This window comes from Streptomyces sp. NPDC052107 (genome assembly GCF_040680215.1).
GTDB lineage: Bacteria > Actinomycetota > Actinomycetes > Streptomycetales > Streptomycetaceae > Streptomyces.
This window is the reverse complement of sequence record NZ_JBFAWG010000018.1, coordinates 12,140-28,561: the sequence shown is the minus strand read 5'-3', so window position 1 is coordinate 28,561 and position 16,422 is coordinate 12,140. Positions and strand designations below refer to the sequence as shown.

General features: G+C 71.2%; 15 protein-coding genes and 1 pseudogene. 7 read left to right on the top strand and 9 right to left on the bottom strand.

Annotation, left to right across the window (positions count from 1 at the left end; all coding sequences use genetic code 11):
• Window positions 1-2: 2 nt before the first annotated feature.
• Together AB0M27_RS21180 and AB0M27_RS21175 are read right to left on the bottom strand one after the other, a co-directional pair.
• A complete protein-coding gene (locus tag AB0M27_RS21180; protein ID WP_365723394.1) occupies window positions 3-662 on the bottom strand; it encodes a TetR/AcrR family transcriptional regulator in 660 nt (219 codons plus the stop codon).
• Between the two features lie 127 nt (window positions 663-789).
• Entirely contained in the window at window positions 790-1,728 is a 939-nt protein-coding gene (locus tag AB0M27_RS21175; protein WP_365723393.1) for a diiron oxygenase, read from the bottom strand.
• Window positions 1,729-1,852: 124 nt separating this feature from the next.
• Here AB0M27_RS21175 and AB0M27_RS21170 point away from each other — a divergent pair, with 124 nt between their 5' ends.
• Complete coding sequence (locus AB0M27_RS21170; protein WP_365723392.1) at window positions 1,853-2,962, top strand: ferritin-like domain-containing protein; 1,110 nt, start codon at window positions 1,853-1,855, stop codon at window positions 2,960-2,962.
• A gap of 80 nt (window positions 2,963-3,042) precedes the next feature.
• Entirely contained in the window at window positions 3,043-3,882 is an 840-nt protein-coding gene (locus AB0M27_RS21165) for a hypothetical protein (RefSeq protein WP_365723500.1), read from the top strand.
• 37 nt (window positions 3,883-3,919) lie between these two features.
• Here the strand turns inward: AB0M27_RS21165 and AB0M27_RS21160 are convergent, their stop codons facing one another.
• From AB0M27_RS21160 to AB0M27_RS21140, 5 genes are all read right to left on the bottom strand, one after another.
• Window positions 3,920-5,377, bottom strand: a complete 1,458-nt coding sequence (locus AB0M27_RS21160; protein ID WP_365723499.1) for a penicillin-binding transpeptidase domain-containing protein — start codon at window positions 5,375-5,377, stop codon at window positions 3,920-3,922.
• A 23-nt stretch (window positions 5,378-5,400) separates the two neighbouring features.
• Window positions 5,401-6,762: an FtsW/RodA/SpoVE family cell cycle protein gene (locus AB0M27_RS21155; RefSeq protein WP_365723391.1), complete on the bottom strand. Its 1,362-nt coding sequence runs from the start codon at window positions 6,760-6,762 to the stop codon at window positions 5,401-5,403.
• A gap of 71 nt (window positions 6,763-6,833) precedes the next feature.
• Window positions 6,834-8,084: a HAMP domain-containing sensor histidine kinase gene (locus tag AB0M27_RS21150; protein ID WP_365723390.1), complete on the bottom strand. Its 1,251-nt coding sequence runs from the start codon at window positions 8,082-8,084 to the stop codon at window positions 6,834-6,836.
• Window positions 8,081-8,851 carry a hypothetical protein gene (locus AB0M27_RS21145; protein ID WP_365723389.1) on the bottom strand — a complete coding sequence of 257 codons (771 nt, stop codon included), beginning with the start codon at window positions 8,849-8,851 and terminating at the stop codon, window positions 8,081-8,083. Before AB0M27_RS21145 ends, AB0M27_RS21150 begins: the two co-directional genes overlap by 4 nt.
• A gap of 125 nt (window positions 8,852-8,976) precedes the next feature.
• Window positions 8,977-9,486: a protein phosphatase gene (locus AB0M27_RS21140; RefSeq protein ID WP_365723388.1), complete on the bottom strand. Its 510-nt coding sequence runs from the start codon at window positions 9,484-9,486 to the stop codon at window positions 8,977-8,979.
• A gap of 99 nt (window positions 9,487-9,585) precedes the next feature.
• Here AB0M27_RS21140 and AB0M27_RS21135 point away from each other — a divergent pair, with 99 nt between their 5' ends.
• A complete protein-coding gene (locus tag AB0M27_RS21135) occupies window positions 9,586-10,389 on the top strand; it encodes an NERD domain-containing protein (protein WP_365723387.1) in 804 nt (267 codons plus the stop codon).
• Window position 10,390: 1 nt separating this feature from the next.
• On the opposite strand, the gene ligD is transcribed toward AB0M27_RS21135, so the two are convergent.
• A complete protein-coding gene (gene ligD, locus AB0M27_RS21130; RefSeq protein WP_365723386.1) occupies window positions 10,391-11,278 on the bottom strand; it encodes a non-homologous end-joining DNA ligase in 888 nt (295 codons plus the stop codon).
• 88 nt (window positions 11,279-11,366) lie between these two features.
• Between ligD and AB0M27_RS21125 the strand changes: the two genes are divergently transcribed.
• The 3 genes from AB0M27_RS21125 to AB0M27_RS21115 all read left to right on the top strand — a co-directional run bounded on the left by AB0M27_RS21125 (window position 11,367) and on the right by AB0M27_RS21115 (window position 13,734).
• Window positions 11,367-12,404 carry a Ku protein gene (locus AB0M27_RS21125; protein ID WP_365723385.1) on the top strand — a complete coding sequence of 346 codons (1,038 nt, stop codon included), beginning with the start codon at window positions 11,367-11,369 and terminating at the stop codon, window positions 12,402-12,404.
• Between the two features lie 115 nt (window positions 12,405-12,519).
• The gene (locus tag AB0M27_RS21120; RefSeq protein WP_365723384.1) at window positions 12,520-12,645 is read left to right on the top strand and encodes a hypothetical protein; all 126 of its coding nucleotides are present in this window, start codon (window positions 12,520-12,522) and stop codon (window positions 12,643-12,645) included.
• Window positions 12,646-12,657: 12 nt separating this feature from the next.
• On the top strand, window positions 12,658-13,734 hold the full coding sequence (locus tag AB0M27_RS21115) for a zinc-dependent alcohol dehydrogenase family protein (protein ID WP_365723383.1): 1,077 nt from the start codon (window positions 12,658-12,660) through the stop codon (window positions 13,732-13,734).
• Here AB0M27_RS21115 and AB0M27_RS21110 read toward each other — a convergent pair.
• Window positions 13,735-14,022 (bottom strand): annotated as a pseudogene (locus tag AB0M27_RS21110) (transposase family protein); the annotation flags it as partial.
• 175 nt (window positions 14,023-14,197) lie between these two features.
• On the opposite strand from AB0M27_RS21110, the gene AB0M27_RS21105 reads away from it, so the two are divergent.
• Window positions 14,198-16,291, top strand: coding sequence for a serine/threonine-protein kinase (locus AB0M27_RS21105; RefSeq protein ID WP_365723382.1), 2,094 nt, complete (start codon window positions 14,198-14,200; stop codon window positions 16,289-16,291).
• Window positions 16,292-16,422: the final 131 nt, after the last annotated feature.

Here is a 16,422-nt window from a genome sequence, read left to right as displayed (position 1 = left end):
CTTCAGTCTCGGCCATCCTCGCCGAGAGCGCCGACGACGGCGGCCGTCTGCGGGTCCCGGGCCGCGGTGACCGCGAGTACGGCCATGAACTGCTCCACCAGCCAGGCGCGCAGCTCCTCCACCGGGGGCTGCTTGTCCTCGTCGAGCCAGATCAGGGAGGCCGCCTCCACGGCCGTGATCCACGTCCGGACGGTCATGCGCAGCCGGGGGCCGGGCTCGGCGACGCCGAGGTGGCTGTAGATGTGCTCGGCGGCGGCCCGGCGGACCCCGTCGACGATGGCGGTCGTCCGGGACGTCTCCACCACGCTGCCGCCCTGGAGCAGCGCGCTGAAGCCCGTGTCGTGCTCGTCGACGAAGCTCAGATAGCGGTCCAGGGCGCGGGACAGACGGGGCAGCAGAGGGCCCTCGCGGGGCTCGTCGAAGCACAGCTGGAGCTCTTCGGCGGCCGAGCGCAGCGCGGCCTCGTACAGCTGTTGCTTGCCGCCCGGGAAGTACCGGTACACCAGGGGTCGCGACACTCCGGCGGCCTCCGCCACGTCGTCCAGCGACACGTCCTCGGGGGCGCGGTGAGCGAAGAGGTTCAGGGCGGCGGCGAGCAGCTGGCTTCGCCGCTCCTCGACGCTGAGGCGGCGGTAGGCGGGGGTGGCGGCGGACGGGGTCATGGCCGTCAGCCTAATCGCCGTGGGGGGCGCGAGGGCGTCGGCGGCCGCGGGTCCGTGGTGGCCGCTCGCGCCCACGCGGCGGAGCCGCATATCGAGACGGCCCCACGCCTAGGCGGGCATCCCCGTCCTACGCCAAGAGGCCGGACGACCTCCACAGTCGCCGCCCAGCCCCCCGCAGCACCCCGATGTCGTCCAGGAAGTCCGTCAACCGCTTCGCACCCGTCTGCATGACCTCGCGCCGATGCCCGCTCGCCTTCACCTGGGCCGTCGCCTCCCGCTTGTCCAGGCCCACGTTCGTGTAGACGTCGGGGTTCACGAAGGCGACCGAGAAGACGCGGGCGAACTCGCCCGAGGTGATCCGGGTGAACTCCTGGGACCACTTCGGCGCCGTCACCATCTGGCGCCGCAGCTCCTCGCGGGCGTACCGGACGTGCCGGGCCTCCTCGACCACGTGGATGCGGGTGACGCCACGGATGAGGGGCTGGACCCGCTCGTCCGGGAACGTCAGCCGCTGCATCCAGTCCAGGACCTCCTCGCCGAGCAGCGTGGCGGTGAAGGAACCGGGCGTCGTGGAGATGGTCTTGAACAGGCGGCCGAGGTTCTGGTGGGCCTTGCTGACCGGGTACCAGGGCGTGCCGCCGTGCGAGATCAGGCGCGCGAACATCTTGGAGTGCCGGCACTCGTCCTCGATCTCGGTCAGCGCGTAGCGCACGTGCGCGCTCGTCGCCGCCTTGTCGTAGATGTGCCGGACCAGCAGCTGCATCAGGATGATCTCGAACCAGATGCCGAGCGAGGCCAGCGCCGCCGCCTCGTGCTGGGAGAGCAGGATCCGCTGCTCCTCGCTCATCCGCTTCCACATCGGCGTGTCGTAGAGCGAGACCAGCTCCGGCGGCCAGAACCACTTGCCCTCCTCGAAGGGCGCCTCCCAGTCCAGCTCCTTGTCCGGGTCGAAGGAGTGCTTGGCGGAGGAGACGAGCAGCCGTTCGGCCACCTGCTCCCGGTCCTTGAGCAGGCCGAGCGCATCGCGCAGACCGTCCAGCGCGTCCGCTTCCGTCAGGGTCGTCATGGCTCCCTCACCTCGTTACCGGGGGGTACGTCGTCCTGCCTCTTATGAGACTGCCTGTCAGCAAGGCCGTCAATCCCTTGCACGTGACTTGTTGACTTCGCGTCTACGTGTGAGCCTGCGGGGTATGCCGACCCATGACCTGTACGCCAACGACCCAGGTGACTCCCTCTGGCAGGTGCCCGCGAGCGGTGCCGCCCGGTTCAGCTGGGAGTACGACGACGGCCGCGAACGCCTGCTCGCCCTGTACCAGAAGGGCAAGGACAAGCAGTGGGACGGGCAGCAGCGCATCGACTGGGACCTGGAGGTGGACCCGTACGACGCGCTCGGCACGCCCGAGGAGGCCATGTCCCTGTACGGCACCAAGTACTGGGACAAGATGACGGAAAAGGACAAGGGCGAGCTGCGGCGGCACTACGCCTCCTGGCAGTTCAGCCAGTTCCTGCACGGCGAGCAGGGCGCGATGATCTGCGCGGCGCGGATCGTGGAATCGGTGCCCGACCTGGACGCCAAGTTCTACTCCGCGACCCAGACCATGGACGAGGCCCGGCACGCCGAGATCTACGGCCGGTTCCTGCACGAGAAGATGGGGCTCGTCTACCCGATCAACGACAATCTGCAGTCGCTGCTCGGCGACACGCTCCGGGACAGCCGCTGGGACATGCCCTATCTGGGCATGCAGGTGCTCATCGAGGGTCTGGCGCTGGCCGCCTTCGGGATGATCCGGGACACCACCGACAAGCCGCTGCCCAAGCAGATCCTGACCTACGTCATGCAGGACGAGGCCCGGCACGTGGCCTTCGGCCGGCTGGCACTCAGGGACTACTACAAGCAGCTCACCGACGCCGAACTGCGCGAGCGCGAGGAGTTCGTCATCGAGGGCTGCTATCTGATGCGCGACCGGCTCCGGGGCGTGGAGGTCCTGGAGAACTTCGGCATCCCCAAGGCCGAGGCGGAGGAGCTGAGCGAGCACTCCGAGTTCCTCCATCTGTTCCGCAAGCTGCTGTTCAGCCGCATCGTGCCCTGCGTCAAGGACATCGGGCTGTGGGGCAAGCGGCTCCAGCAGGCCTATGTGGACATGGGCGTGCTGGAGATGGGGGACGCCAGCCTGGATCTGCTGATGGCCCAGGACGAGGAACTGGCCGAGCAGCTGGACGCGCAGCGCTTCGCCGCCGAGGAGCGGGAGCGGATCGCGGAGGTCCGGGAGGCGATCGAGTCGGGCGCGGCGGAGGACTGAGGCGGTTCAGGGCCGAGGCGGCGGAGCCCCGGGCGGCCGCCGGAGTGTTCACTCGCGTGCAGTAGCGTGCGCGCGTGTCCATGCCTCCGCCACCGCAGCAGCCGTACCCGAACGGCCAACCGTACTCCAACGGCCCCCAGCAGCCGCCGAACCCGTACGCCCCGCCCCCGCAGGCCGCCCCCGGCCCGTACGGCCCCCCGTATCCGCCGCCGCAGCAGCCGTACCCGCCGCAGCAGCCCTACGCCCAGCAGCCGTACCCGGGCTGGGGCGCGCCGCCCATGGCCCCGCTGCCGAAGAAGCGGCGGATCGGGCTGATCCTCGGGATCGTGGGCGGCGTCGTCGTGGCGATCGTCGTGGTGCTCGCCCTGATCGGGATGGCGGTCGAGAGCGGCTTCCCCCAGGCGAAGAACAAGCTCACCCTGCCCCAGACGCTGCTCGACGGGAAGTACCGGCTCGCCCAGGACCTCTCCGACTCCGAGGGCAAGAAGATCGAGGACGAGGCCCACGGGGCCTGGGACGCCAAGGACCTCCACGGCGTGGTCGGCACCTACAACGTGGGCGGCGACGCGGCCAAGGGCACCCTGGTCGTCTCGGGCATGTACGGCCGGTTCAAGAACACCGACGCGGCCCGCAAGAACATGATGAAGGGCGCCGCCCAGGGCGCCAACGCCAAGGTGGCCGTCCCCGCGAAGGACTTCGCCCTCAGCGGCGTGACCATCAGCTGCGAGGTGGTGACGCAGGAGCAGATGGGCACGAAGTTCACGGTGCCCATGTGCGCCTGGGCGGACGGCAACACGGGCGCCACGGTCGCCACCGTGAACACGCCGCTCGCCTCGCAGAGCCCGTCGGCCATCGACCTGGAGGCGGCCGCGAGGAACACCCTCAAGATCCGCTCCGAGGCGGTCAAGCCGATCGGCTGACCGCCGGGCACCCCTCAGGAAGTGATGCGGCCGGTGCTCACCGGCCGAGGACCGCCCGCATCACGTCCCGCGCGATCGGTGCCGCGTCCCCGCCGCCGCTGATCTCGCCCCGGTTCGCCGACGCGTCCTCCACCACCACCGCGACCGCCACCTGCGGGTCCAGGGAGTTGTCGGCCTGCGCCCAGGAGACGAACCAGGCGTACGGCACACCGGAGTTGCCGACCCCGTGCTGCGCGGTGCCGGTCTTGCCGCCGACCAGGGCGCCGGGGATGGCCGCCCGGGTGCCGGTGCCCTCCCGGACCACATCGGCCATCAGCTCCTTCAGCCGCTCGGCCGTCGAGGGGTTGATCACCTGCCGCACCGGGTGCGCCCCGCTCCCGGTGAGCGCCTCGCCGCTGCGCAGGGTCGTCCGCTCCACCAGGTACGGGGTCCGCAGCTGCCCGCGGTCCGCGACGGCCGCCGCGACCATCGCCATCTGCAGGGGTGTGGCCCGGGTGTTGTACTGCCCGATCGAGGAAAGCGCCAGCTGCGCCTGGTCCACATGCGGGTCGAAGGTGCTGGGCGCCACGGAGAAGGGGATGCGCAGCCCGCTGTCGTTGAACCCGAACGCCCGTGCCGTGGCCACCATGTTCTGCACCCCGACGTCCACGCCCAGCTTGGCGAACACCGTGTTGCAGGACCACTCGAAGGCCGACCGCAGCGAGGCGTCCCGGCAGTCGTCGGCCTCGTTGGTCAGCCGGTTCGTGGCGCCGGGCAGCCGGTAGGGGTCCGGGGAGTCGGTGCGCGCGTCCAGGTCGGTGACCAGGCCCGCGTCCAGCGCCGCCGCCGCGGTGACCACCTTGAACGTCGACCCCGGCGGATAGGTCTGCCGTACCGCCCGGTTGAGCATCGGCTTCTCCGGGTCGTGGTTGAGCCGCGACCACGCCGAGGCCACCGCCTCTCCGTTGCCGGAGAGCACCCCGGGGTCGTACGACGGACTCGACACCAGCGCCAGGACGCGGCCCGTGGCCGGCTCGATCGCGGCCACCGCGCCCTTGCGCCCGGCCAGCGCCCGGTACGCCGCCTCCTGCGCGACCCGGTTCAGCGTGGTGACGACGTTCCCGGCCGGAGCGAGCCGGCGCGTCACGTCGTTCCACAGCGGCAGCGGCGCCAGCACCGGATCCGTGCCGGAGAGCACCCCGTCCCCGGCGTGCTCCAGGAACGTGGTGCCGTACGACTGCGAGGCGAAGCCGGTGACCGGCGCGTACAACGGCCCGTCCTTGTAGGTGCGTTCGTAGCGCAGCTGCTCGCCGGTGTCCACGGAGCCGGTGACCGGCTCAGCGCCGACCAGGATGTCACCGCGCGGCCGGCCGTAACGGGCGATCTCGGCGCGCCGGTTGGCCGGGTTTCCGTCGTAGACCTGGGACTGCACCACCTGCACCCGGGCCGCGTTGACCAGCAGCGCCGCCAGCAGCAGCGCGCAGAACGCGCAGGCGTGCCGGATGCAGCGTCCCATCGGCCGCCCGTCGCCGTAGTCGCTCACGCCGCCTCCCGGCCGTCGTACTGGCTGCGCGCCGAGTCGCTCACCCGGATCAGCAGCGCCACGATCACCCAGTTGGTGACCACCGAGGAGCCGCCCTGGGCGAGGAACGGCATCGCCATGCCGGTCAGCGGGATCAGCCCGGTGACCCCGCCCGCGATCACGAACACCTGCAGCGCGAGGATCGAGGCGAGCCCGACCGCGAGCAGCCGGCCGAAGGGCTCGCGCAGGGCGAGGCCCGCCCGGTAGCCGCGTTCCACCAGCAGCGCGTACAGCAGGAAGATCGCCGCGAGCCCCGCGAGGCCCAACTCCTCGCCCGCCGTGGCCAGGATGAAGTCCGACTTGGCGGCGAACCCGATGAGGACGGAGTGCCCGAGCCCGAGCCCGGTGCCGAGCATTCCGCCGGCGGCGAAGGCGAACAGCGACTGGGAGAGCTGGTTCGGTCCCAGCCCGGCCTCGATGGTGGCGAAGGGATGCAGCCAGTCCTCGATCCGCTGGTTCACATGCGGCTCCATCCGCCCGACGGCCACCGCGCCGAGGACGGCGAGCAGCAGGCCGACCGCGATCCAGCCCGTCCGCCCCGTGGCGACGTACAGCAGCACCACGAACAGCCCGAAGAACAGCAGCGAGGTGCCCAGGTCCCGCTCCAGGACCAGCACTCCGACGCTCAGCAGCCAGATCGTCACGATCGGCCCGAGCACCCGGCCGGTCGGGAACTGCAGCCGCCACAGCCGGCGGCCCGTGTACGCGAGCGCGTTGCGGTTGGCGGCCAGATAGGCGGCGTAGAACACCGCGAGCAGCACCTTCGCGAACTCGCCCGGCTGGATGGAGAATCCGGCGATCCGGATCCAGATCCGGGCGCCGTTGAGCGCCGGGAACAGGATCGGCAGCGCGAGCAGCCCGAGCGCGGCGGCCACGCACACGTACGCGTACCGCTGCAGCGACCGGTGGTCGCGCAGCACCAGCACCACGGTGATGAACAGCCCGACCCCGAGCGTGGACCACACGAGCTGGGCGGGAGCCGCCTGGGCGTGCGGGGTCTCCAGGTCGAGCCGGTAGATCAGGATCAGCCCGAGCCCGTTGAGCAGCACGGCGATCGGCAGGAACAGCGGGTCGGCGTACGGCGCCCGGATGCGCACCGCGAGATGCGCCAACAGCGCGAGCCCACCGAGCCCGGCGCCGTAACCGACGGCGCCGGGCGGCACGGTACCGGTCCGTGCCACACCCACCGCGCAGTATCCGTACACGGACAGCAGCACGGCCAGCACGATCAGGGCGAGTTCGATGCCACGGCGCCGGGGGAGGCGTACGACGGGTGCGGGAGCCTTCGCCGCCGCCACGGTGGTTCCGGCCTTGGTCATGCCCGGAACCTACCCAAACGGGACGTCTTGTGTGCTATGCCCGCCGGCACCAGCGTGGCGTGAAGGGCGCTTCACCGCCCCTCGACCGCAGGCAAGATCAACGTGGCGACGCCCCCGCCACCCACCGCGTTCGCGAAGAACAACCGCGCCCCCAGGACCTCCGCCTGCCCCACGGCGATGGTCAACCCCAGCCCATGCCCGGTAGCCCCACCCTCCGTACGGAACCGCTGCGGCCCATGCGCCACCAGATACTCCGGAAATCCGCCGCCATGGTCCCGTACGGTCACCACAGCCCCGTTCACCGTCACAACCACCGGCGGCGCCCCGTGCTTGTGCGCGTTCGCCACCAGATTCCCCAGCACCCGCTCCAGCCGCCGCCGATCGGTCTCCACCCGCGCGTCCGCCAGGACGCGCACCTCCGTGTCGGTGCCCGAGGCGCGCACCACCCGCCGGGCCAGCGCCCCCAGCTCCTCGGTGTCCACCGCCGGCTTCTCCCGCCCGGTGTCCAGCCGGGAGATCTCCAGCAGGTCCTCGGTGAGGGTGCGCAGGGCCGCCACCCGGTCCCGCACCAGCTCCGTCGGCCGGCCCGGCGGCAGCAGCTCCGCCGCCGCGTGCAGGCCGGTCAGCGGGGTGCGCAGCTCGTGCGCCACGTCCGCGGTGAACCGCTGCTCGCTCAGCAGCTTGCTCTGCAGGCTCGACGCCATGGAGTCCAGCGCCGCCGCCACCGCGGCCACCTCGTCCTGCGGGCGGGACGGATCCTTCGTACGGGGGTCGTCGACACGCGCGTCCAGATCGCCCGCGCTGATCCGCCGGGCCACCCGGGCCGTGCCGTGCAGCCGCCGGGTCACCCGGGTCACCGCGAACACACCGACCAGCACCGTCGCCCCGATCGCGAGCGCCGACGACCAGAGGATGGACCGGTCGAGTCCGGCGATGGTGCGGGACTGCTGTGCGTAGTCGACCGCCACGGCGAGCGCCCGGTGCCCGGCCACCGGGCCCGCCGCCCACATGGTGGGGTGGCCGTCGTGCTGGGAGACCATGGTGCCGCGCTCGCCGGAGGCCGCGAGCGCCCGCAGCGGCGCGGGCAGTCCCGCGGGGTCCACCCCGGCGTTCGGCAGCAGCGAGTCCCCGGCCTCGTACGCCTCGGTGGCGTCCGCGAGGCGGGACAGGGCCGTGCTGCGGGCCTGTCCGACGGTCTGGTTGGTCACCGAGACGTGTACCAGGACGCCGAGCAGCGCGGCCAGCGCACAGCACATCACCGTGATGAACGCGGCCGCCTTCACGGCGAGCGGCCCCGCCCAGCGCGGGAGTGCGAGCCTCATCGCGCACTCGCGGAGGCGGCAGCGGGGGGCATGGCGGCGGGGGAGGCGGACGGCGAGGGAGAGGACGGGGGCGCGGGCTTCTTGGCGTGCCGGCCCTCACCGGTGTGCAGGTACTCGTCGCGGGAGAACACCATCGCGCGCTGCCCCGGATCCCACACCCAGGTCGTGCGGTACTCGTAGCCGGAGATGTCGGCCGGTGAGCGCTCGATCAGTGCCCGCCCGGCCAGCTCCACGCCGATGATCGCGTCGTTGTCGGACAGCACCTGTACCAGCTTGTGCTTCTCGACGGTGTAGACCCGTACGCCCGTCTGATTGGTCGGGTAGAGCCGGAAGCCGAGGGTCATGTCGTCCCGGCCGTCGCCGGTGAGGTCCCGGTAGTACGGCTTCAGCAGCGGGCAGCGGGCCCGTTCGCCGCCGGCCCGGCAGTCCTTCAGCCGGTCCACGGTCGCGTGGTACGCGCCCTTCGACCCGTAGTCATCCGGATGCGCCTTGACCTCGGCCTCGACCACGTCCACCGGGTCCACCTCGCGGATGTCGTCGCCGGGGACGGTGATGCCCTTGACGACCTCCCTGGTCGCCACGTCGTAGGGGTACGCGGGGCTGGACGCCGGGCGCAGGTCCGGCCAGAGCTTGGCGGGGCTGACGGCGGTCGGGGTGGCACCCGCGCCCCGCAGCCCTCCGGTGTCCCCACAGGCCACCGCCGTCGCCGACAGCAGGGCGACGGCGGCCGCGGTGAGGGCGGTGCGCGCGGGACGGCGGGCTGGCACGGTGCTCCTGGGGCGTCGGGGTCGGTCGTGGCCCCGTACACCTTATTCGTAGGCGAGAAAAATTCTTATGTAAGTCGTATGTAAGTCCTTTTTGCCCCCGTGGGGGCGGGGCGCTGGGAGAGAGGCTACTCGGCCAGCTCCTCCAGCAGCCGCACCGTCGACAGGCCCGCGCGCAGGTACTCCACGAACAGTTTGTTGTGCAGCGCCCACGCCGAGCGCCGGGCCCGGATCAGCTGGATCACCTCGTCCGGCGCGGCATGCCCCCGCTGGACGAGTGCGTGCGCGACGACCAGGCCCGAGCGGTTGTACCCGTGGTAACAGCGCACGAGCACCCGGCGCCCGGCGTCCAGCGCCTCGTTCGCGGCCCGGGCCAGCCGGATCACGCCGGCGAGCTGTGTCCCGTCCAGCGGGCCGTCCGGTATCGGCCACACATGGTGCTCGACCCCCGGATCGGGGCCGTACCCCGGCAGCCGCAGCAGCGTCTGCACCACATCGAACTCGTCATGGACGACGGCGAGCTCCGGCCGTCCCGAGCGGCCCAGGAACTCGTGCCCGCCCATCCACAGGCCGGGCACGATCTCGTCCCAGGGGCTCTCCGGAGCCGGTACGTCGGGCTGCTTTCCGCGGATCCGCAACGGCGCCTCCCCAACTCCCCCTCGCGGGGCCGCCTCCACGGTAACCGGTCTTGCCCCGGGAGCACCCCGCCTGTTCCCATGGTCGAGGGGTGATGGCGCATGAGCGCACTGCGCGTGGTGCCGGCCTATCGGCACGGCCGGGAACGGCTGTACGTCTGCCGCCCGGACGGAAGCAACGCCGCCTGGTACGACCGTGAGACGGGCCGGGTCAACCTGCTCGGCGAGGGCAGCAGGGACGACGTACTGGAAGCCCTGAAACCGTTCCTGACCGGCCCGGTGACCGTGGGCCCGCCACCGGTGCCCACCCCCGCGGAACTCGCCCGGCTGACCCTGCACCCCGACGACGATCTGGCGCCCAACCGCCCCGGCGAGGCCCTGCTCGTCGCCCTCGACCGCGACCCCGGCCCCGCCCGCCGGCTGCGCCCCGACCCGCGCCGCCGCGCCCTGGCCGCCGAGGAGGCCGTCGGCACGGTCCTGGACGGCCTGGAGGGGGCCGGCTGGCACACCCTGCACTCCATCGCCCTGCCCGGCGGCGACCGCATCCACCATCTGCTCCTCGGCCCCGGCGGCCTGTTCGCCGTACACGCCCTGTACGCCCGCAAGTCCCGGGTCCTGATCGCCGACCCCATGGTCACCGTCGGCCGCCGCGAGGCCGAGCCGCTGCTGCGCCGGCTGCGTTCCGTCGCCGACCGGGCCTCCTACGCCCTGACCGCCGAGGTCCGCCCGGTCCTGGCCCTGGCGGGCCCGGCCGAGCTGACGGTGACCGTCCCGCCGCGCTCGGTACGCGTCCTGCAGGACACCGAGCTGGCGGGCCTGGCCCGGTTCGGCGGGGTGCTCAAGCCGGCGGACGTGGAGGCGCTGCACGGAATGGCACGGGACCGGAACACATGGGGGAGGGTGTAGATCAGGGGAGCGGGGCCGCCGTTTCCGGGTCCAGCATGGGTGCCATCAGGTCCCCGAGGTCCTGCAGCCGCGGCGCGATGTCCTGCGCCCGGAACTCCAGCTGAGCCGGGTCGCGGCAGTCGGCGACCTCCGCCCAGGTCACCGGAGCGGAGACGAGCGGTGCTGGGCGGGCGCGCAGCGTGTACGGGGCGGCCGTGGTCTTGCGGGCCGCGTTCTGGCTCCAGTCGACGAACACCTTCCCCGGTCTGAGGCTCTTCGTCATCCGGTGCACCACCAGCCGCGGCATCGCCCGCTCGGCCTCCACGGCGAGCGCCTTCGCGTACTCGCTCGTCCGCTCGGAGGACGATCCCCGGACCGACGCCAGCAGGTGCAGCCCCTTCGACCCGGCCGTCTTCGGGTACGCCTCGATGCCGTCCGCCGCGAGCCGCTCACGCAGCCACAGGGCCACCTCGCAGCAGTGGACGACGGTCGCGGGCGTGCCCGGGTCGAGGTCGAAGACCAGCCGGTCGGCCTCGTCCGGGGTCTGCACCAGCCACTGATGGGTGTGGAACTCGGCGACGAGATTCGCCGCCCAGACCAGGCTCGCCAGATCCTGCAGGACGACCATCCGGGCCGGACTGTCCGCCGAGGACCGCGGCACCTCGGCGGTGGTGACCCACTCGGGCGTACCAGGCGGAACGTTCTTCGTGAAGAACAGCTGCCCCTCCGGTCCGTCCGGATAGCGCAGGAAGGACACGGCCCGGTCGCGCAGATGCGGCAGCAGCACATCGGCGCTGGTCGCGTAGTAGTGGACCACCTCCGCCTTGGTGAAGCCGGTCTCCGGATACAGCACCTTCTCCAGGTTGCTGAGCGCGAGCCGCCGCCCCTCCACCTCTGTGATAGGCGTCATACGATGACAATCTCAGACAAACAGGGGTAAGTGGTGTACCGGCGGATTGGGCAGATCCAGCAGATCCGGCAGAGGAAGGTTGCGGCACGTGCGATCCATCTGGAACGGGGCCATCTCCTTCGGGCTCGTCAGCATCCCGATCAAGCTGGTGAACGCCACGGAGAGCCGTTCGATCTCCTTCCGCCAGATCCACACCGAGGACAACGGCCGCATCCGCTACCGCAAGGTATGCGAGCTGGAGGACCGCGAGGTCAGCCAGGCCGAGATCGGCAAGGCGTACGAGGACGCGGACGGCACGATCATCCCGATCACCGACGACGACCTCTCCCACCTGCCGATCCCGACCGCCCGCACGATCGAGATCGTGGCCTTCGTACCGGCCGACCGGATCGACCCGCTCCAGATGGGCGCGGCGTACTACCTGGCCGCCGGCGGGGCCCCCGCGGCCAAGCCGTACACCCTGCTCCGCGAGGCCCTGAAACGCAGCAACAAGGTGGCCATCGCAAAGTACGCCCTGCGCGGCCGCGAACGCCTCGGCATGCTCCGGGTGGTCGGCGAGGCCATCGCCATGCACGGCCTGCTCTGGCCCGACGAGGTCCGCGCCCCCGAGGGCGTCGCCCCCGACGCCCACGTCACCATCCGCGACAAGGAACTCGACCTCGCCGACGCCCTTATGGACACCCTCGGCGAGGTCGACCTGGAAGACCTCCACGACGAGTACCGGGAGGCCCTGGAGGAGGTCATCGCCGCGAAGGCCTCCGGCGAGGCCCCACCGGAGGCCCCGGCCCCGGCCGCCGCCGGCAAGGTGCTGGACCTGATGGCCGCGCTGGAGAACAGCGTGCGGGCGGCCCGGGAGTCGCGCGGCGAGGCGCCCGCCGCCGAGGCCGAGGTCAGACCCCTGCCGCGCAGGGCCGCGCCCAAGGCGGCCGGGGGCAAGAAGTCGACGTCCACGGCCAAGAAGACGACGACTGCGAAGAAGGCGGAGCCGGCCCGGAAGTCGACGTCGAAGGCTGCCTCCAAGACGGCGTCCAAGGCGGCTCAGGGGGCGAAGAAGACGACGGCGACGAAGACTACGGCGAAGAAGACGACGGCGAAGAAGACTGCGTCGCGCAAGCGGACGGCGTGAGGGTGCGCCTTCGGCACCGCGAAGGACGGGCGGCTGCTCACGAACGAGCGCGGGGGAGTGGTCGGCTTGAACGGGATCGTGCCCGGCGCCGAGGACGTCCGCACGGTGCTGCCCCATGCCCGCACCCTTTACGAGTATCAGGACTTCGTTTTACGTCTCCCGGCTGTTCGGCGAGCACTTTGCTGGGACGCGCTACGCCGCGTACTTCGCTGCCCCGTCGGCCGACGCCGAGCGCGACTGAAGGAGAGATCTCATGTCCACGCCACAATCCATGAGCGCGCTCGTAGCCCAAGAGGTTGGCGAACCGAGCGATGTCCTACGGCTGGAAACCCGGCCTGTTCCCACGCCCGGATCCGGCCAGGCGCTGATCCGCGTGAAGGCGACTCCGATTCACGCCAGCGATCTGCACGTGCTGCGCGGCCGCTACGGTTTCTCCCCCGAGTTTCCCACTGTCGGGGGTCACATGGAATGCGTGGGCCGTATTGAGGCCCTGGGCCCGGATACCGAGGGACTGAGGATCGGCGAGCGCGTGGTGGCCATCGCTGTCCCTGCGGTACCAGGGCCGCGTGGGGCCGGCACTTGGCAGGAATACCTTGTTGCCGATACACAGAGGCTCCTGCCGGTCCCCGATCGTCTGAGCGACTCCAGTGCCTGTCAACTCGCTGTCAACCCGTTGACCGCGCTGCTCCTGGTGACTCGCGAACTCGACGTACAGCCCGGTGAATGGTTGTTGCAGACGGCCGCGGGCTCCACCGTCGGCCGGCTCGTCATTCAGCTGGCCAGGCATCTGGGTATTCGCACGATCAATGTGGTGCGGCGGCGCGATGCCGTTGAGGAGATCAAGGCGCTGGGTGGCGACGAGGTCATTTGCACTGAGGACGAGGACCTGGTGCAGCGTGTGGCTGAGACTGGAGGACGGGCTGGTGTCCACAAAGGCATCGACTGTGTCGCGGGCCATGTGGGTGCCCAGGTGTCCCAGGCATTGGCTCCGGGAGGAGAGGTCGTCGTCTACGGCGCGCTCTCCACCCATCGGCAGACCGACCCGGCAGCGCTGACGATCCCGCTGCAGGCACGCTCGGTCATCTACGGGACCAGAGCAGTCCGTGGCTTCTGGCTGAACCGCTGGTTCGGCACCGCCTCACCTGCGGATGCGCTGGACGCGCTGTCCGAGGTTCGCACTCTCGTCGCTGATGGAGTGCTGACCATCCCCCAGGGCCAGCCGTTCCCGCTCGAACGCTTCACCGAAGCCATCTCGCTCGCCGAAACGCCCGCACACGACGGCAAGCCACTCTTCGTCTTCGAAGATGGCCGAGACAAAGCCGACGGGTAGGACGCGGTAGTTGGTGGAGTTCCTGTAGTTCTTGGACTGTTCGGCCACCGTGTGATCGCGGGTGGGGACCAGGTGCCGTCCGCAATGAGCACGTTGTCCCGCCGAAATCGGCGCCTCGGTTGCAGTGCCGGGCGGGGGACCCATGTCGGCGACCACACGGTCGGCTGCCGACTTCGAAGTCCCGAACAGCAACGCGAGCTGGCGCAAAGTGAGGTGCGTACGCCAGTAGGCCGTTACCAGCGGCACCCGGTCAGCCAGGTGGGCCCGCGAAGCGGGGCGTCCGGCCCGCTGGGTGGCCGCCGACGGGGTCTACGGCGGGCTTGAACCACGCACGCGGATACGCGAGCTGGGCTCCACCCGTCCTGGGTGACTTGCCCCTCTTCGGACGATGTGCGATACGTGGAGAGGGCCCCTTCAGCGCTCGCCGAGGAACCCCTGCTGGCCGTCCTGGAAGAAGAGTGCCATGACAGGAGCGCAAGAGGCCGCCGGGCGCGTGATCACCGGACGTTACCGGCTTCTGCGTCGGCTCGGCACCGGCGGCATGGGACGTGTGTGGCTGGCGTACGACCAGGAACTGGCCTGCGAGGTCGCGCTCAAGGAGATCATTCTGCCGCCGGACGTCCCCGAATGCGAGGTGGGCTCCCGGATCGCGAGGGCCCGCGGCGAGGCCCGGCACGCCGCCCGACTGCGCAACCATCCGCATGTCGTCACCGTGCACGACATCGTGGAAGAGGACGGCCTGCCGTGGATCGTCATGGAATACGTCCCTGACGCCATGGACCTGGAGGCGGTGGTGCGCGAGCGGGGGCCGCTGCCGCCCCGCGACGTCGCCCGGATCGGTCTCGCGGTCCTCGACGCCCTGCTGGAGGGACACCGGCTCGGTGTTCTGCACCGGGACGTCAAACCGGCCAACATCCTGCTGACCAATCCGGGGCCCCAGCCCCCCTACCCGACAGAGGGCGGCGGCCGGGTGATGCTCACCGACTACGGCATCGCGCTGGAGCCGAGCTCCGGGGAGGACCGCCTGACCGCCCCCCTGGAGATCCTCGGGACGCCGCGCTTCATGGCCCCGGAGCGGGCCAACAGTCAGCCGCCCACCCCCGCCGCCGACCTGTTCTCACTCGGGGCCACCCTGTACTACGCCCTCGAGGGGGCCGGCCCCTTCGACCGCGACACCGCCCTCACCTCGCTGAGTGCCCTGCTGTTCGAGTCCCCGAGCCCGCCGCGCCGGGCGACGGAGCTGACCCCGGTCCTCGTCGGGCTGCTGGCCAAGGACCCCGCGGAAAGGATGGACGGTGAGGAGGCCGCCCGGCGGCTCGCCGCCATCGCCGACCAGCCCTACCCCTCCCCTTTGCAGCAACCGGCTCCCTCACCGGAGGTGCCGCCGCCCGAGCGGCCCCCCGTCTCGAAGCCGCCGCACCCCAAGGAATCGGCCCCGCCGACCGAGATCCTGTCGCTTGCCGAGCCGGAGGAACCGACCGGCCCGCCCCCGGAACCGCTGCCGCACAAAGGGGATGAGGCCCAGATGCGGCCCCGCCCCCCGCGGCCCAGAAACCGACGGGCCAGGCTCATTGCGGGGGTGGCGCTGGTGGCGCTTGCCGCGGCGGGCGGCGGCATCTACCTGGCACAGTCCCGTTCCTCGGGTCCTGAAGCCACCGCACCGTCCGTGTCCTCGGTCCAGGTCGGCAACTCCCCGGGCGGGGTGGCGGTGTCGCCAGACGGGCGCCGGGCCTACGCGACCAACTACTTCGACCCGGCTTCGGTGTCGGTGATCGACACCGCCACCGACCGCACCGTGGGCAACCCCATTCCCGTCGGCAACAAGCCGCAGGGGGTGGCGGTCTCCCCAGACGGGCGCCGGGCCTACGTGGCCAACTCCGGATCGGCTTCGGTGTCGGTGATCGACACCGCCACCAACCGCACCGTGGGCAACCCCATCGGTGTCGGCAAGAGCCCAATCGGGGTGGCGGTCTCCCCAGACGGGCGCCGGGCCTACGCGGCCAATGCCGGATCGGATTCGGTGTCGGTGATCGACACCGCCACCAACCGCACCGTGGGCAACCCCATTCCCGTCGGCGACAACCCGCAGGGGGTGGCGGTCTCCCCAGACGGGCGCCGGGCCTACGCGGCCAATGCCGGATCGGCTTCGGTGTCGGTGATCGACACCGCCACCAACCGCACCGTGGGCAACCCCATCGGTGTCGGCAAGAGCCCGGTCGGGGTGGCGGTCTCCCAGGACGGGCGCCGGGCCTACGCGGCCAATGCCGGATCGGATTCGGTGTCGGTGATCGACACCGCCACCGACCGCACCGTGGGCAACCCCATCGGTGTCGGCAGGAACCCGGTCGGGGTGGCGGTCTCCCAGGACGGGCGCCGGGCCTACGCGGCCAATGCCGGATCGGATTCGGTGTCGGTGATCGACACCGCCACCGACCGCACCGTGGGCAACCCCATCAATGTCGACGCGTACCCGGTGTGGGTGGCGGTCTCCCAGGACGGGCGCCGGGCCTACGCGGCCAATGCCGGCTCGGCCTCGGTGTCGGTGATCAAGTTCTAGCCCCCCTTTTCGCTTGGGGCGCGGAGTCGAGTTGGTCGCGGTGGGCCGGTGGTTTTCGGCTGTTGGCCGCCGGGCGGGCATGTCCGCGGCCCGACGCTGGGGTCGGGTTCTCCAAGGATCCTCGGGTCGTA

Bases quoted from the DNA above. Each gene is read 5' to 3' on its own strand.
- ligD (WP_365723386.1), bottom strand. From the start codon at position 11,278: ATGACGCCTATCACAGAGGTGGAGGGGCGGCGGCTCGCGCTCAGCAAC.
- AB0M27_RS21115 (WP_365723383.1), top strand. From the start codon at position 12,658: ATGTCCACGCCACAATCCATGAGCGCGCTCGTAGCCCAAGAGGTTGGC.
- AB0M27_RS21165 (WP_365723500.1), top strand. From the start codon at position 3,043: ATGCCTCCGCCACCGCAGCAGCCGTACCCGAACGGCCAACCGTACTCC.
- AB0M27_RS21150 (WP_365723390.1), bottom strand. From the start codon at position 8,084: ATGAGGCTCGCACTCCCGCGCTGGGCGGGGCCGCTCGCCGTGAAGGCG.
- AB0M27_RS21120 (WP_365723384.1), top strand. From the start codon at position 12,520: ATGCCCGCACCCTTTACGAGTATCAGGACTTCGTTTTACGTCTCCCGG.
- AB0M27_RS21105 (WP_365723382.1), top strand. From the start codon at position 14,198: ATGACAGGAGCGCAAGAGGCCGCCGGGCGCGTGATCACCGGACGTTAC.
- AB0M27_RS21155 (WP_365723391.1), bottom strand. From the start codon at position 6,762: ATGACCAAGGCCGGAACCACCGTGGCGGCGGCGAAGGCTCCCGCACCC.
- AB0M27_RS21175 (WP_365723393.1), bottom strand. From the start codon at position 1,728: ATGACGACCCTGACGGAAGCGGACGCGCTGGACGGTCTGCGCGATGCG.
- AB0M27_RS21180 (WP_365723394.1), bottom strand. From the start codon at position 662: ATGACCCCGTCCGCCGCCACCCCCGCCTACCGCCGCCTCAGCGTCGAG.
- AB0M27_RS21160 (WP_365723499.1), bottom strand. From the start codon at position 5,377: ATGGGACGCTGCATCCGGCACGCCTGCGCGTTCTGCGCGCTGCTGCTG.
- AB0M27_RS21170 (WP_365723392.1), top strand. From the start codon at position 1,853: ATGCCGACCCATGACCTGTACGCCAACGACCCAGGTGACTCCCTCTGG.
- AB0M27_RS21135 (WP_365723387.1), top strand. From the start codon at position 9,586: ATGAGCGCACTGCGCGTGGTGCCGGCCTATCGGCACGGCCGGGAACGG.